16 protein-coding genes and 2 pseudogenes are annotated in these 13,915 nt (G+C 68.8%); 9 read left to right on the forward strand and 9 right to left on the reverse strand.

Translation table 11 applies throughout. The annotated features are described in order from the left end of the window. Positions 1-217 precede the first annotated feature (217 nt). The 4 genes from QMK34_RS44165 to QMK34_RS44180 are packed head-to-tail and all read right to left on the reverse strand — an operon-like array spanning position 218 to position 2,546. Positions 218-571, reverse strand: a complete 354-nt coding sequence (locus tag QMK34_RS44165; protein WP_326420814.1) for a DoxX family protein — start codon at positions 569-571, stop codon at positions 218-220. 27 nt (positions 572-598) lie between these two features. After that, positions 599-1,288, reverse strand: a complete 690-nt coding sequence (locus QMK34_RS44170; protein WP_326420815.1) for an ABC transporter permease — start codon at positions 1,286-1,288, stop codon at positions 599-601. Beyond that, positions 1,285-2,172 carry an ABC transporter ATP-binding protein gene (locus QMK34_RS44175; RefSeq protein ID WP_326420816.1) on the reverse strand — a complete coding sequence of 296 codons (888 nt, stop codon included), beginning with the start codon at positions 2,170-2,172 and terminating at the stop codon, positions 1,285-1,287. Before QMK34_RS44175 ends, QMK34_RS44170 begins: the two co-directional genes overlap by 4 nt. After that, the gene (locus QMK34_RS44180; RefSeq protein ID WP_326420817.1) at positions 2,169-2,546 is read right to left on the reverse strand and encodes a GntR family transcriptional regulator; all 378 of its coding nucleotides are present in this window, start codon (positions 2,544-2,546) and stop codon (positions 2,169-2,171) included. The genes QMK34_RS44175 and QMK34_RS44180 overlap by 4 nt, the downstream gene beginning before the upstream one ends. A gap of 139 nt (positions 2,547-2,685) precedes the next feature. On the opposite strand from QMK34_RS44180, the gene QMK34_RS44185 reads away from it, so the two are divergent. Next, positions 2,686-5,055, forward strand: a complete 2,370-nt coding sequence (locus QMK34_RS44185) for a GH92 family glycosyl hydrolase (protein ID WP_326420818.1) — start codon at positions 2,686-2,688, stop codon at positions 5,053-5,055. Positions 5,056-5,120: 65 nt separating this feature from the next. Here QMK34_RS44185 and QMK34_RS48165 read toward each other — a convergent pair whose 3' ends face one another. Then, entirely contained in the window at positions 5,121-5,474 is a 354-nt protein-coding gene (locus tag QMK34_RS48165) for a Scr1 family TA system antitoxin-like transcriptional regulator (RefSeq protein WP_442785353.1), read from the reverse strand. 44 nt (positions 5,475-5,518) lie between these two features. On the opposite strand from QMK34_RS48165, the gene QMK34_RS44190 reads away from it, so the two are divergent. Together QMK34_RS44190 and QMK34_RS44195 are read left to right on the forward strand one after the other, a co-directional pair. Beyond that, the gene (locus QMK34_RS44190) at positions 5,519-5,713 is read left to right on the forward strand and encodes a zinc finger protein (RefSeq protein ID WP_326420819.1); all 195 of its coding nucleotides are present in this window, start codon (positions 5,519-5,521) and stop codon (positions 5,711-5,713) included. After that, complete coding sequence (locus QMK34_RS44195; RefSeq protein WP_326420820.1) at positions 5,710-6,099, forward strand: hypothetical protein; 390 nt, start codon at positions 5,710-5,712, stop codon at positions 6,097-6,099. The genes QMK34_RS44190 and QMK34_RS44195 overlap by 4 nt, the downstream gene beginning before the upstream one ends. 5 nt (positions 6,100-6,104) lie before the next feature. On the opposite strand, the gene QMK34_RS44200 is transcribed toward QMK34_RS44195, so the two are convergent. Further along, entirely contained in the window at positions 6,105-7,250 is a 1,146-nt protein-coding gene (locus QMK34_RS44200; RefSeq protein ID WP_326420821.1) for an HNH endonuclease, read from the reverse strand. A 230-nt stretch (positions 7,251-7,480) separates the two neighbouring features. Here QMK34_RS44200 and QMK34_RS44205 point away from each other — a divergent pair, with 230 nt between their 5' ends. After that, positions 7,481-7,978: a DUF2127 domain-containing protein gene (locus QMK34_RS44205; RefSeq protein WP_326420822.1), complete on the forward strand. Its 498-nt coding sequence runs from the start codon at positions 7,481-7,483 to the stop codon at positions 7,976-7,978. Here QMK34_RS44205 and QMK34_RS44210 read toward each other — a convergent pair. Both QMK34_RS44210 and QMK34_RS44215 read right to left on the reverse strand, forming a co-directional pair. After that, on the reverse strand, positions 7,962-8,678 hold the full coding sequence (locus QMK34_RS44210; RefSeq protein WP_326420823.1) for a PP2C family protein-serine/threonine phosphatase: 717 nt from the start codon (positions 8,676-8,678) through the stop codon (positions 7,962-7,964). The two genes, QMK34_RS44205 and QMK34_RS44210, sit on opposite strands and share 17 nt — an antisense overlap. A 55-nt stretch (positions 8,679-8,733) precedes the next feature. Beyond that, the gene (locus tag QMK34_RS44215; protein WP_326420824.1) at positions 8,734-9,384 is read right to left on the reverse strand and encodes a CDP-alcohol phosphatidyltransferase family protein; all 651 of its coding nucleotides are present in this window, start codon (positions 9,382-9,384) and stop codon (positions 8,734-8,736) included. A gap of 120 nt (positions 9,385-9,504) precedes the next feature. Here QMK34_RS44215 and QMK34_RS44220 point away from each other — a divergent pair, with 120 nt between their 5' ends. The 5 genes and pseudogenes from QMK34_RS44220 to QMK34_RS44240 all read left to right on the forward strand — a co-directional run bounded on the left by QMK34_RS44220 (position 9,505) and on the right by QMK34_RS44240 (position 13,182). Continuing rightward, positions 9,505-10,479 (forward strand): zinc-dependent alcohol dehydrogenase, encoded by a 975-nt coding sequence (locus tag QMK34_RS44220; protein ID WP_326420825.1) that lies wholly within the window; start codon positions 9,505-9,507, stop codon positions 10,477-10,479. Between the two features lie 11 nt (positions 10,480-10,490). Further along, a complete protein-coding gene (locus QMK34_RS44225) occupies positions 10,491-10,889 on the forward strand; it encodes a 6-pyruvoyl trahydropterin synthase family protein (protein WP_326420826.1) in 399 nt (132 codons plus the stop codon). After that, positions 10,886-11,563, forward strand: a pseudogene (locus QMK34_RS44230) (glycosyltransferase family 4 protein); the annotation flags it as partial. The gene QMK34_RS44225 and the pseudogene QMK34_RS44230, both read left to right, overlap by 4 nt. 60 nt (positions 11,564-11,623) lie before the next feature. Then, positions 11,624-12,484: a class I SAM-dependent methyltransferase gene (locus QMK34_RS44235; protein WP_326420827.1), complete on the forward strand. Its 861-nt coding sequence runs from the start codon at positions 11,624-11,626 to the stop codon at positions 12,482-12,484. Continuing rightward, a complete protein-coding gene (locus QMK34_RS44240) occupies positions 12,481-13,182 on the forward strand; it encodes a lysylphosphatidylglycerol synthase domain-containing protein (protein ID WP_442785352.1) in 702 nt (233 codons plus the stop codon). The genes QMK34_RS44235 and QMK34_RS44240 overlap by 4 nt, the downstream gene beginning before the upstream one ends. A gap of 65 nt (positions 13,183-13,247) precedes the next feature. On the opposite strand, the pseudogene QMK34_RS44245 reads toward QMK34_RS44240, so the two are convergent. Beyond that, positions 13,248-13,915, reverse strand: a pseudogene (locus tag QMK34_RS44245) (glycosyl transferase); the annotation flags it as partial.

Consider the following 13,915-nt stretch of genomic DNA (forward strand, 5'->3'; position numbering starts at 1 on the left):
GGCGACGTCGCCGACCTGGTGATCGCCGCCGCCGACCCGGCGACCCTGTCCGCCGCCGACCTGCGCACGATGCCGATCACCGCCACCCTCCTGGCGGGCCGTCCCACCCACGTCGCCTAGCTCACTCGAGTGTCATGAAAGGGTCTTTCAGGGCAAAAAGTGTCAGGAAAGACCCTTTCATGACACTTCGGGGACGTCCCCGCGAAGGCGCGAAGCGCTAGAGCGACGCAACACCGACGACGGCCGTCGCCGCGGCCACCAGGCCGACCCACACCGACGGGAAGACCTCCTTCGGGCCGTCCCCCGCGCGGCGGTGGGAGATCGTGGCGCCCACGAGCAACGCCACCAGCCCGACGGCGGCGGCGATGCCCAGCGGCCGCCAGAACAGTCCGGCGACCAGGCCCGCGGCCGCCGCGATCTCCAGCGCGCCGATGAGCTGACAAGTTTTGGCGGAGTAACCCAGATGTGTTGTCCTGGCGACCATGTCGGCCTGTTTGAGCAGTTTCGCCGTGCCCAGCGCGAGGAACAGCGCGGCCAGCATCAGCGACATCACGACAGCGGCGATGACCATGGTAATTCTCCTTGCTGGTAAGGGAAGCTAGACAGTGACACGGCGCATCGTGGCGAACCCGCCGACCGCGAGCACGACGGTCACCGCCGCCAGTACCGCGGTCAGGTCGTAGACGTTCAGTGTGCTCGCGAACTCGCCGACCTTGCCCCAGAGGCCTGCCCCCGTCACGATCATGGCCGCCCCGAGCAGCACCACGACCTGGGCCGCGATGAACAGCAGCAGCCCGACGACCTGCCAGCGCCGGTGCACCAGCCCGAACCACAGGCCGTAGACGAATCCCAGTGCCAGCACCACGAACGACGTCAGCCAGGTCTGGAACGGTGCCCCGTCGAAGATCCACGGGATCCGGAAGAAGTGCAGTGACGTCCCCCAGCCGCCGGTCGCGCGCTCGATCGCCTGGAGCGCGGTGATGATCAGCGCGTACGCCGTCGAGAGTCCCACCATGAGCAGCAGGGTGCCGAGATAGTAAACACGTCTGCTCAGGCCCAGCGCGAAACCGAACGGCAGCGATTTGGTGACGGTGAGCGTCGCCGGGATGAACAGCCAGATGTAGAGCGTGACCAGCCCGCCGCTGTAGGAATCGCCGTCGGGGGGAGGAAACATCTTGAACACGGTCAGGTTCACGAGGAAGGAGAAGAGGGTGATGCCGCCGGGCAGCACGACGTACTGCAGGCGGTCCAGCAGGTGATAGCGCGTGACCTTGACGAGGGTGGTCATGCGGTCGCCTCCAGATCGGCCGGGCCGCCCGAGGTGTGGACCAGGAGTTGTTGCAGCGAAAGGGGTTCCAGCTTCAGGTGCAGCGCGGCGGCGCGGGCGCGATCGGCCGCGTCGAGGTAGTCCGAGACCGTGACCGAAGTCCGGGAACCGATGCTCCGGCGGTGCAGCACCCGGCGGCCCGCGACGAAGTCCTCCACTGCTGTCACCGGGCCGCTGATCGTCGCTCCGCCGCCTCGCACGTCGTCCGCCGCGGCGTCCAGCAGGACCCGGCCCCGGTCGAACATGACGACCCGCTCCAGCAGGTCCGCCACCTCGTCGACGAGGTGCGTGGACAGCAGGATCGTGCGCGGATGTTCGGTGTAGTCGGCGAGCAGCCGGTCGTAGAACAGCTGCCGCGCCACCGCGTCCAGGCCCGCGTAGGGCTCGTCGAGCAGGGTGAGTTCCGCGCGCGCGGCCAGGCCGATCGTGATGGACAGCGCCGAGCGCATCCCGCGTGAGAGGCGTTTGATCGCGCGGTCGCGCGGCAGCTCGAAGTCGGTGAGCAGGGAGTCCGCGAACCGGGCGTCCCAGTTCGGGTGGAACCACGACGCGGCCCGGATGGCGTGCCGCACCTTGAAGTCCGGGAACTGCTGGTCCTCGCGGACGAACACCGTCCGCCGCAGGACGCCGTCGTTCTCCATCGGGTCCTCGCCGAACACGCGGACGGTGCCGCTGCCGGCGAACTCCTGGGCGGTGACGATCCGCATGAAGGTGCTTTTGCCCGCGCCGTTGCGCCCGAGCAGCCCGGTGATGGTGTTCTCCTCGATCTCGACGCTGACGTCGTCGAGTGCGGTCTGGTTCCGGTATCGGCGGGTCAGGCCCGTCACGGAGATGGTCGAAGTCATGCCGTTCCCCCTCGGATCAGCGAAATCAGCGTGCCCATGTCGATGCCGAGCCGCTGGGCCTCAATGAGCATCGGGTCGAGGTACTGCTCCGCGAACTGCTTGCGGCGCCCCTCGAGCAGCCGTTCGCGAGCGCCGGTGGTGACGAACATGCCGATACCGCGCCGTTTTTCCAGCACCCCGTCGTCGATGAGCATGTTGATCCCCTTGGCCGCGGTCGCCGGGTTGATCCGGTGGAACGCGGCGAGTTCGTTGGTGGACGGCACCCTGTCCCCCTCGGCCAGGGTGCCGTCGGCGATGTCCCCGGCGACCTGTTCGGCGATCTGGGTGAACAGGGGAGTGCCCTCGTCGAGCACGGTCACCTCCGCCGGGTCCATTGGTTAGTTACTCGACTAATGTACCCGGCAACCAAACCTGTCCGCAAGCCCGACTAACGGAGTCTTGACGCACGTGCGCCCGGCGGGCAAAGATCTAAAGACAGCTTCTGACAACGTTGTCATGGGAAGGATCTCGCGTATGAGAACGCGGAAACGCGTCTTCGCCGCCCTGGTGAGCCTCGCGATGGGGGCCGCCGTCGCCGGCGCGCCCGCCGCTTCGGCCGATCGCGGCCCGAAGTTCGCCGACGACCCGACGACGCTGGTCGACACCTCGATCGGCAACAACGGCGACGGCACCACGTTCCCCGGCGCGACGACGCCGTTCGGCATGGTGCAGCTCAGCCCCGACACGCAGCTGAAGAAGTACGCCTCCTACGACTACGCCCAGGACACGATCCTCGGCTTCAGCCACACGCACCTGTCCGGCGTCGGCTGCCAGACCATGGGCAACATCCGGTTCATGCCGACCACCGGCGCGGTCATCTCGTCCGACCCGGCGCAGTACGGCTCGAAGTTCAGCCACGCCAACGAAACCCGCTCGCCGGGCTACTACTCCGTGAAGCTCGACAAGTACGACGTGAAGGCCGAGCTGAGCGCCACCCAGCGCACCGGCCAGCACCGCTACACCTACCCGGACGCCGCGGCCGCCGAGAACGTCATGATCGAGGTCGGTGAGAGCAACGGTTACACCTACGCGGGTGACGTGCACGTCGTCGGGAACGACACGGTCGAAGGCTGGCTGCAGGGCGGCAACTTCTGCTGGGAGACCGAGAAGGAGCGCTACAAGGTCTACTTCAGCGCGAAGTTCGACCGCTCGTTCTCCTCGTTCGGCACCTGGAGCGGCGGCAAGCTCACCGCGGGTGCCCGCGACGCGTCGCTGAGCGGCGGGCGCACCGGCGCGTGGCTGACCTTCGACCCGGCCGCGGGCAAGCAGGTCGGCTCCTCGGTCGGCCTGTCCTACACCTCCGTCGACGGCGCGCGGCTCAACCGCACGGCCGAGCAGGTCGGCAAGGGTTTCGACAAGGTCAAGGACACCGCGTCGAAGACCTGGCGCGACGAGCTCAACCGGCTGCGGGTCGCCGGTGGCACACTCGCCGACCAGCGGACGTACTACAGCGCGCTCTATCGCTCGCTGCTGCACCCGTCCGTCGGGTCCGATGTGGACGGTCAGTACCGCGGCTTCGACGACAAGGTCCACCGTAGCGATACGCCGTACTACCAGATGTTCTCGCTGTGGGACACCTATCGCTCACAGAACCAGCTGGTCGCGCTGCTGCATCCGGACAAGGCCGCCGACATGACGAAGTCGGTGCTGAGGATCTACCAGGACGGTGGCTGGGTGCCGCGCTGGGCGCTCGGCGGCGGCGAGACGAACGTGATGAGCGGCGACCCGGTCACCCCCTGGGTGGTCGACAACTACCAGCGCGGCCTGCTCGACAAGAAGACCGCGCGGGCACTGTTCAACGCCTTGTGGCACAACGCCAACGATGTTCCGGCGGACCAGTCGAAGTTCCGCGGCCGCGACGGCAACCCGAGCTACGTGAAGAACGGCTGGATCGGCTACCTCGACGTCCCGGGCTACACGTTCGGCGACACCCGGCAGGCCGGTTCCGCGACGCTGGAGTACGCGCTGGCCGACTGTTCCCTGTCCCTGATGGCGAAGGGCCTGGGGGAGAAGGACAAGGCGGCGACCCTCGCGCAGCGCTGCGACAACTTCACCAAGCTGTGGGACACGAGCGTGCAGTCCAGGGGTTACCACGGTTTCCCCCGCACGAAGGCCGAGGACGGCACCGGAGTCGGCGACCCCGACCCGGCGAAGTCGACCGGTTTCCACGAGGGCACGCCGTGGCAGTACCAGTGGCTCGCGCAGCAGAACACGCCCGCGCTGTTCGGTCTCATGGGCGGAGCGGCCAACGCGGAGAAGCGGCTCGACACGTTCTTCGACATGCCGACCCTGCTGGCCGACCCGGCGAAGGCGGCGAAGGACTCCTGGGTCCACGGCGCGTACGACTACCACAACAATTTCGCGTTCAACCCTAACAACGAGCCCGACCTGCACGCACCCTGGATGTACGCGTGGACGGGCGCCCCGTGGAAGACCTCTGCGGTCATGCGCGCCGCGCGGACGTTGTTCACCGACACGCCGTATGGCATGCCGGGCAACGACGACCTCGGCACGATCTCGTCGTGGCTGGTGTTCGCGATGGCCGGAGTGTTCGAGGCGCAGCCGGGTTCCGGCACGTACCTGCTGAGCGCGCCGATGTTCGAGAAGGTGGAGATCAAGCCCGAGCACGGCCGGAAGGTGTCGATCGAGGCGCCGGGAGCGAGTGCGGCGAAGCTGCAGTACGTGTCCTCGGTGCAGGTCCGCAATCGTGATCTCGCGACGAGTTGGATCAGTCACGAGGATCTGCTGCGGGCGGGCAAGATCAAGATCGCGCTGAGCTCGACGCCCACCTCGTGGGGTACTTCGGCCGCCGCGGCTCCGCCGACGCTGCTCGACGCTGGTTAGTTAGTGGTCCCTGAAGGCCACCTTCACGGCGTAAAACGCCGTGAAGGTGGCCTTCAGGGGCAGTTTCAGGGGGCGCGGAGCTCGTCCCGAACCTTCCCTCGATCAGAATCGACCGGCGATCGAGGCGAACCTTGAGCCGGGGTTTCGATCTCTTTCCTGCTGAGTCTTCCATGGGAAAATATCGCGTCAGCGTATTCGGAGGTCTGCAGCGTTCCGTGAATCGCCGCCGCCGTCCATTCGAATATCGACGTTGCGGTTCTTTCGTACTCAAGCAGGCCAGTACTTAAACTCATTCGCCGTGCTTCGCGGATAGCGGCCGCGAGAGCGCGGACACGGGGCGTGGCGGAAGATGCATTCATTGGCACAGAGTACGAACTGCTCGTTGCCACGATCGGAAGCCTTGCCATGCCGTGAAGCATGAACTTCACTTGTGCGCGGAGATTCGTATTCAGGGGAGAAAATCGTGTTGAGATGGCAACAAGCCGAAGGAAAACGTCATGCGCTTGACGGCCCTTTCGCTCCGCGTCCCGAGGAAACCTTTCACGCTTTGTGCGGCGACGACGTTACCGTTGCCCGCCATGACGTCACGCAGCTGGGCGGCCGCTGGTTCGATCCGACCTGCCTGCCCTGTGAAGTCGTTTGGCTGAGCCGTTCGTGACCGACGGTGAGGACCGGCTGCCCGACAGGATCAAGGACCTGCACGCGTCACTGGCCACCGGCATCGGCTGGTTGCTCCAGAACATGAGCGAGGACGGCGTCCGGCCTGATGTTCTGCGCGACCTCGGCGCGGACCTGGTCCGGCGATCGGACGCACTCGATGCCGAGATCCTCGCCCACCTGCCTGGGGACGGCTGGCTACCCGAAGCCGGGGCTCGATGGCGTGCGCTGCCTGTCGCGCACAATGTCGGGCCGCGGCCTTTGCGGTGCGGCGCCGTCTTTCTGTCCTTGTGTGGGGCGGCTTGTTTTCCCTTCTACGGCAAGGATCCGTTGGGCGAGACCGTGCGGCACCACACCTGCCCGGACTGTCGGAGTCTCTTGGCCTGACCTGGTCAGAAGGGTGCTGGGGTGCGGGGTTCGTGGAGTGCGGGTGGTGGGCTGGTGTGGGTGCGACGGGAGGGGGTGGTGATGGTGAGGGTGCCGTTGGGTGTGGTGGTGTAGGTCCAGTCGGGTTCTTCTTTGACGAGGTTGTGGTTTCTGCATTGGCCGGTGAGGTTGGTGTGGGAGGTTTCGCCGTCGCTTGCCCAGGGGATGGAGTGGTCGGTGTCGCAGTGGTGGGCGGGTCGGTGGCAGCCGTTGGTGCGGCATTCCCGGTCGCGGACGCGGATGAACGCGTCGAGGTCTGTCGGGGGCCGGTATTTGTCGCGGCCGACGCTGAGCAGTTGCCCGGTGTCCGGGTCGGTGATCAACCGGTTCCAGGTGGAGTTCGGTTCGGTCGCGATCTGGCGGGCAAGCCACGCCGGGATCGCGCCGTATCCGGCGAGTTCAGCAGGGTCGTCGTTCAACCCGATCAGGGTGAGGAGGTCGACATACACGTGGATGTCGGCTTTGAGGGAGGGGTCACCGTCGCGTGCGGCGAGCAGCCGGTCTGCGAAGACGTCGGCGCGGAGTTGTTCGAGGGTGCGGGTGGTGTCGGTGCGGCGTAGGGCGCGGGCGGCGCGGTCGAGGGAGGTGTAGATGGCGCTGGCTTGTTCGACGGGCAGGTCTGCGGTGAGGGTGGCCATGGTGTCGTCTTGGTGGATGAGTGCGATGTGTCGGTCGCGTCTTCGTGCTCGGGCTCTGTCCTGGTAGCCGTCGGGGTCGAGTTTCTGGATGACGCGGTTGACGGCGGCGCGGATGGAGCTGGGGTCTTTACCTGCGAGTCGGGTGGCCATGACTTCGTCGACCCGGTTCGCGAGGTCGTCGGAGAGGATGAGGGTCGGGTCGACGACTTTGGAGGCTTTGTACAGGTCGATGGCACCACGCTTCAACGCGGCGAAGGTGCAGGGGAGCCGGGTGGTGAGGGCGACGGCGCGGGTGATGTCGGCTCCAGCGTGGTACTGGGAGACGGCTAGTTCGAGGGCGATGTCGGCGGTGACGGACCGGCGTGATCCGCCGGTCTCGATGGCACGAGCCATTTCGGTGACTTCGTCGGCTTGCAGCCGAGCGATCGCGGCCCGGATGTTCCCGATGGCGGCGATGTGGGTGGAGTAGGTCATAGGGTTCAGAATACCCGAACATGTGTTCGAGGTCATCGCTGAATCGGGTGAATTCCACCCAAAGTCCACAAAGAACAACCGACCAGAAACCCAAGCCTGCCAAGGGAACCCGCTGCGTGGGGGATCGGCGCTGCCAAGGCAAGCGGCACGTGACCACTGGAGCGCTGATCCCCCACGCCCCGGCGAAGCCGCGTTTGAAACCCACCCCCAAATACGGCAGGCTCCCCAACATGCCCAAAGCAAACACAACAGAGAAGCTGTTCCGCGTAGCAATAGCAATCAAAGGCCTAGACGGAGCCCTGCAGCTGATAGGAGGAATCCTACTTGCGTTCATCCCGGCATCAACGGTAACCGGCTTCGCCCACGCAGCAATCACGAGAGACCTCTTGGGAGACCCCCAAGGAACCCTGGCAAAACACCTCCAACTGGCAGCGGAGACCTTCGCAGACGGAACATCCAAGACATTCGCAGTGGTGTACCTCCTGGCCCACGGCCTCATCAAGCTGGCACTGGTGGTAGCTCTGGCACGCAAGATCGTGCGCGCCTACCCGGTAGCAGCGGTGGTCCTGGCGGCGTTCGTCGTCTACGAGGTCTGGCGCGCGATCCACACCCACTCGATCGCCTTGCCGTTCTTCGCCGCACTGGACCTGATCATCATCGTGCTGGTACTCAGGGAGTACCGCCAGTTGAGGCGGGAGCGGACGCAGCCGGTCAAGCAGCCAGAGTGAACCGGTCGGTGACCAGGTCCGAAGGCGGCGGCTCGACGAAGATCGCAGTCGCGTTGTCGGTGCCACCGACAGCGATGGCGGTTTCGGTCAGCGCCGCGGCAGCCTTGCCGGGCTCGGCGAGGATCGCGGCCATCATGGCGACGGTGAGTGCCTTGTGCACGCCGTCGCTGGTCAGCAGAAGGCCGCCACCGGCGACCTCCGCCGTGCCGATCTCGTTCTCGTGCGCCGTACGGACACTGGTGGTGACGATGTGTTCCATATGCGGCGCGGTCGGCTGGTCCTGCGCGCGGAAGTACTCCGCCAGCGTGTGATCGGTGGTGACCTGGCGCAGGACGAACCCATCCCACGCGTAGGCACGGGCGTCACCCACCCAGGCGACCCGGTAGCCACCCGCCGTGGGCATCGCGACGACGAGGACGCTGTCACCGGTCCCGCCGAGCTCCCGCACGGCACGCTGAGCGGCGAGCACCGCCGCGACCGGACCTTCCGCCACGGGTGTCCTGACCGCCACCGAAGCCGCCGTGCGTGCCGCCTTGGCTGCTCCGGGGTCGTCGCCGACGCCGTCGGCCAGCGCGAACACGATCCCCGGTCCGGCGGCCGCGGCGAACGCGCCCACCGCGTCGGCGTTGCTTGTCCTTGGCCCCTGCGCGCTCGCGGTGTGCCAGCTCGGATAGTGCCCCTGCCGCCCCGTCCCGACCATGACGTCCTCCTCGAAGAGCCAGCGGGTATGTGTCCCTGACTCCAGAGTCCGCTCGTTACCTGTGGTGCGCCTGAGCCGAAGTTGTGATCTTGCTGTCGGTTCCGCGCCGATCCAGCCACAACCGGCGGGTGTCGCGCCCGAACGACCACCCGAGCGCGGCCAGCGCGAGCCCGGCCACCCCGGGCTCGACCGCGTACGGAACGAGCCCCGACACGGCCACCAGCAGGAAGACGCCCTGCATCGCGGCGACGGCCTTCCGCGCGGAACTCGGCGTCAGCGGCCCGCACAGCCAGGGCAGCACCCACCCGGCCGCGACGAAGGCGTAGCGCAGGACGCCGATCGTGAGCACCCACACGCCCAGGAAGGTCGCGGCGTACGCGCTCAGGACAAAGATAAGGAAGGCGTCGACCTCCATGTCGAACCGCGCGCCCCTCGGCGACACCGTCCCCGTGCGCCGCGCGACCTGTCCGTCGACCGCGTCCAGGCTCAGCGCCACCGCGGTCAGGGAGACGAACACCGCCGTCGGCATGCCGCCGTGGGGATGCCCCGCGACCAACGCGACCACGCCCCCGACGAGCACCGCCCTGGCCAGCGTCACCTGGTCGGCCGGGCCCAGCGAGCTGGGACGCGCGGCGCGTACGACAAGCGTCAGCAACGTCGCCGCGTAGCCCGTTCCGGCCAGCCAGCCGGCCGCGGTCAGGCCCACGCGACTTGTTCCCGCCCGAGTGAACCGAAGCCGAGTGTCGCTCGTGTTGCTGGTGTAACTCTGGTCGTCATCCGGGCCCCTAGGTTCACCTGTGCCACCCAGCGTTCGAGGAGGTCGACCGTGACACGTACGGCGAAGGCCTTTTGGTTCAATCCTCCGGGGACCGGCGAGATCCGCACCGCGGCCGTGGCCGAGCCCGGCCCGGACGAAGTCGTGGTCCGCGCGCTGTACTCCGGGATCAGCCGGGGCACGGAAACCCTGGTGTTCCGCGGGGAAGTGCCCGAAAGCCAGTACAAGCTGATGCGGGCGCCCTTCCAGGAAGGCAACTTTCCGTGGCCGGTCAAGTACGGCTACCTCAACGTGGGTTTGGTCGAACAGGGCCCGCCGGATCTGCTCGGCCGTACTGTCTTCTGTCTCTATCCACATCAAACCCGTTACGTGGTCAAGGTTTCCGCGGTGACGCCGGTGCCGGACGACGTGCCGCCCGAGCGTGCCGTGCTGGCCGGGACGCTGGAGACGGCCGTCAACGCGCTGTGGGACGCGGCGCCGCTGGTCGGTGACCGGATCGCGGTGGTCGGTGCCGGGATGGTCGGCTGCGGTGTCGCGGCCGTGCTGGCGGGATTGCCAGGGGTCCGGCTGCAACTGGTCGACACCGACCCGTCGCGCGCCTCGGTCGCCGACGCGCTCGGCGCCGGTTTCGCGCTGCCCGGCGACGCCGACGGCGACTGCGACCTCGTGCTACACACCAGTGCCACCGAGGCCGGTCTCGCGCGCTCGCTGGAGCTCCTCGGGCACGAGGGCGAGGTCGTCGAACTGAGCTGGTACGGCGACCGCCGGGTCACGCTGCCGCTGGGCGAGTTCTTCCACTCTCGACGGCTGACCGTGCGAAGCAGCCAGGTCGGCTCGGTGTCCCCGGCCCGGCGCGCGCGGCGGACGTTCGCAGACCGGCTGGCGCTGTCTCTGCGTCTGCTGGCCGATCCCCGGTTCGACGCCTTGCTCACCGGCGAAAGTGCTTTCGCGGAGCTGCCGCGGGTCATGCCGCGCCTCGCCTCGGGCGAGCTTCCGGCGCTGTGCCACCGAATCGTCTATCCCTGAGAGGTGTCCTCTTGTTCAGCATCACCGTCCGCGATCACGTGCTGGTCGCCCACAGCTTCCGCGGCGAGGTGTTCGGCCCGGCGCGACGGCTGCACGGCGCGACGTTCATCGTCGACGCGACGTTCCGCCGTGCCGAACTCGACGCCGACAACCTCGTCGTCGACATCGGGCTGGCCACGCGGGAACTCGGCGGCGTGCTCGCCGACCTCAACTACCGCAACCTCGACGAGCTGCCCGAGTTCGCCGGGGTCAACACCTCGACGGAGTTCCTGGCCAAGGTGGTCGCCGACAGGCTGGCGCGCCAGGTGCACGCGGGCGCGCTCGGCGAAGGGGCCCGCCGGCTGGCCGGGATCACGGTCGCCCTGCGCGAATCCCCTCTCGCGTTGGCGAGTTACGAGCGCGCGTTATGACCGCCGACGTGTACATCGTGGTGCCGGGGGACATCGACGACCCGAGTGATCCCAGTGGCGGCAACGCCTATGACCGCCGCGTCTGCCAAGGCCTCGCGGAGCTCGGCTGGACGGTCCACGAGATCGCCGCCGAGGGCGCCTGGCCGAGGCCGGAGCTCACCGACGGCGTCGCGTTCGGGCGCACGCTCGCGCCCGGCACCGACGGGGTGTCGCGGCTGGTCTGCGTCGCCTCGGTGACCCCGCGCAAAGGCCAGGACGTGCTGGTCCAGGCGTTGGCCGCGGTGGCCGACCTGCCGTGGAACTGCGAGCTCGTCGGACCGTTCCGCCGGGACAGGGCCTACGTCACGCGGCTGCTGCAACTGATCGTGCGGCACGACCTCGGTGACCGGCTGCGGCTCGCCGGTCCCCGGCTGGGCCTGCCGCTGGAGACGACGTACGCCAGCGCCGACCTCGTGGTGCTGCCGACGCGCGCGGAGACGTACGGCATGGTCGTGACCGAGGCGCTGGCACGCGGGATTCCGGTGCTGGCTTCGGCCGTCGACGGCGTCCCGGAGACCCTCGGGGCCGATCACGAGGGCATCGTGCCCGGAATGCTGGTGCCGCCGGGCGACGTCGGGGCACTCGCGACGGCGCTGCGGCACTGGTTCGGCGAACCCGATGTGCGGCGCCGTCTCCGGCGTTCCGCGGGCGATCGCCGCGGCATGCTGGAGGAGTGGAAATCCACGTCGCAGCGCATGGCGGGGGTGCTGGAGCGGTTGCGTGAGCCGCGGCCCGCGATCCCCGGCTCGCCGCGTTTCGGGGCGGACTGGCTGGCCCTGCGCGAGCCCGCCGACACCGCCGCCCGCTCGGCCGAACTCCTGGAGCCCCTGCGCGCCCACCTCGCCGGGAAGTCCCGGCTGGTCGTACGCGACCTCGGCTGCGGCACCGGCTCGCAGGGCCGCTGGCTCTCGCCCCGGCTCGGCGGCAAGCAGCGCTGGGTCCTGCACGACCGCGACCCCGAGCTGCTCGGCCGGGCCGTCGCGAGCCTGGTCGCCCACGGGGTGACGGTCGAGACCAGTGAAGGCGACCTCACCGAACTCCGCGCGGCCGACCTCGAGGGCACCTCGCTGGTGACCGCGTCCGCGCTGCTGGACCTGCTCACCTTCGACGAGGTCGAGGCGCTCGCGACCGCGTGCGCCGAGGCGGGTGTCCCGGCGCTGTTCACGCTTTCGGTCGTCGGCCGGGTTTCGTTCTCCCCGTCGGACTCGCTCGACGCCGAGTTCGCCGCCGCGTTCAACGCCCACCAGCGTCGCCGTGCCGGTGGCCGGAGGCTGCTCGGGCCGGACGCCGTCGCCGCCGCGACCGAGACGTTCAGCCGCCGGGGCGCGGTCGTCCGGACGGCGTCCAGCCCGTGGCGGCTCGGGCCCGGCGACCCGGCGCTGATCCGCGAGTGGCTGCGCGGCTGGGTCGGCGCGGCCGGCGTCCAGCGGCCCGACCTCGCGCCGCACGCCGAGGGCTACCTGCGCCGCCACCTCGACGCCAACGCGGCCGGTGGCCTGCGCGTCGTCGTCCAGCACTCCGACCTGCTGGCCATCCCCGCGGGGATGGAGTCGTGACCGGCAGGCTGTGGCCGCGGCTTCGGACGTTCGCCGGGGTGGCCGTCCTCGGGGTGCTCGGGTGGCGGTTCGGCACCGGCGCGTTCGTGGCCGGGCTGCGCGTGATCACCGTGCCCTCGGTGCTGGCCGCGCTCGGGATCGGGCTGCTGACCACGGTGCTCAGCGCGGGTCGCTGGTGCCTGGTCGCGCGTCGCGTCGGCCTGCGGCTGCCGTTGTCGAAGGCCGTCGAGGACTACTACCGCGCGCTGTTCCTCAACGCGGTCCTGCCCGCGGGCGTGCTCGGCGACGTCCACCGCGCGGTGGCGCACGGACGGCAGTCCGGCGATGTCGGCCGCGGTGTCCGCGCGGTGGTGCTCGAACGGGTGGCCGGTCAGGCGGTCCTGCTGGAGCTGGGAGCCGTGCTGCTGCTCACCCGGTCCGGGCTGCTCCCGGACCTCACGCTGGGCCTGCCGGTCGACGTCCGCGACTTCGGCCCGGCCGTGCGGGTGCTGAAGCACCTCGGGGTCTCGGCGGTGCGGCTGATGCCGAACAACGACGACAAGGTCCGCGCACTCGAGGAACACGGGATCTCGGTGACCTCGCGGGTGTCCCTGCTGATCGAGGCCACCGACCACAACATCCGTTACCTCACCGCGAAGCGGGACCGGCTCGGGCACGACCTGCCGCATCTCGCTCCCGCTGTGCCCGGCGGCGCGTGAGATGAACGGACCGGTGATGGCGGAAAACGCCATCACCGGTCCGTTCATCGCGGCCGGGACGGGCGTCAGGTGGTCAGGTCGTACACCGTCTGGCCGTCCACCGTGGTGGCGGTGAAGGTCGCCGTGACCCACGTCGTGATCTCGCTGGAACCGCCGCCGCGTCCGCCGCCGCGTCCGCCGTCGACGAAGTACTTGACGTCCCCGTTCGCGACGTACTGCTGGAACTCCGCCAGCGTCGGTGCCGGGTCGGTGCCGCTCCAGCCGCCGATGCCGATCACCGACTTCCCGCTGGCGAGCTCGAGGGAGGCCGCGGACTGGGAACCGGTGGTCGCCGCGGCCCACTTCGTGGTCGTCCGCGCGAGGAGGTCGCCCACGGCGGTGCTCGCGGAATCCTGGCCCGGGAATATGACGCCGCCCATCGCGTCGCTCACCGGGCCGGAGGTCGGGATGGATCCGCTGTGCGCCAGCGAAGCGGTGTCCACGGCGTAGGCCGCGGAGCCGAGGCCGAGCGTCAACACCGTCGCGACGCCGGTCACCAGCACGGCCTTGCGGAGCTGGTGGACGCCCATCACCACTGCGGTCGCCACGACGACACCGAGCACGACGATCACCCAGCGCAGCACCGGCAGCCAGGTCGAAGTCCGGTCGAGCAGGATGAAGTCCCACACCGCCGTCGCCGCGATCATCGACGCCCGCACCAGCCGGGCGGAGAGGGTCGCCCTGCCCTGCCACA

Origin of the sequence: Amycolatopsis sp. H20-H5 (genome assembly GCF_035828755.1) — a bacterium.
Taxonomy (GTDB): domain Bacteria; phylum Actinomycetota; class Actinomycetes; order Mycobacteriales; family Pseudonocardiaceae; genus Amycolatopsis.

What these genes read in the sequence shown, in the direction of transcription:
- QMK34_RS44170 (WP_326420815.1), bottom strand. Translation starts at nt 1,288, where the DNA reads ATGACCACCCTCGTCAAGGTCACGCGCTATCACCTGCTGGACCGCCTG.
- QMK34_RS44185 (WP_326420818.1), top strand. Translation starts at nt 2,686, where the DNA reads ATGAGAACGCGGAAACGCGTCTTCGCCGCCCTGGTGAGCCTCGCGATG.
- QMK34_RS44210 (WP_326420823.1), bottom strand. Translation starts at nt 8,678, where the DNA reads ATGGTCGGGACGGGGCGGCAGGGGCACTATCCGAGCTGGCACACCGCG.
- QMK34_RS44180 (WP_326420817.1), bottom strand. Translation starts at nt 2,546, where the DNA reads ATGGACCCGGCGGAGGTGACCGTGCTCGACGAGGGCACTCCCCTGTTC.
- QMK34_RS44200 (WP_326420821.1), bottom strand. Translation starts at nt 7,250, where the DNA reads ATGACCTACTCCACCCACATCGCCGCCATCGGGAACATCCGGGCCGCG.
- QMK34_RS44165 (WP_326420814.1), bottom strand. Translation starts at nt 571, where the DNA reads ATGGTCATCGCCGCTGTCGTGATGTCGCTGATGCTGGCCGCGCTGTTC.
- QMK34_RS44205 (WP_326420822.1), top strand. Translation starts at nt 7,481, where the DNA reads ATGCCCAAAGCAAACACAACAGAGAAGCTGTTCCGCGTAGCAATAGCA.
- QMK34_RS48165 (WP_442785353.1), bottom strand. Translation starts at nt 5,474, where the DNA reads ATGCTTCACGGCATGGCAAGGCTTCCGATCGTGGCAACGAGCAGTTCG.
- QMK34_RS44175 (WP_326420816.1), bottom strand. Translation starts at nt 2,172, where the DNA reads ATGACTTCGACCATCTCCGTGACGGGCCTGACCCGCCGATACCGGAAC.
- QMK34_RS44235 (WP_326420827.1), top strand. Translation starts at nt 11,624, where the DNA reads ATGGCGGGGGTGCTGGAGCGGTTGCGTGAGCCGCGGCCCGCGATCCCC.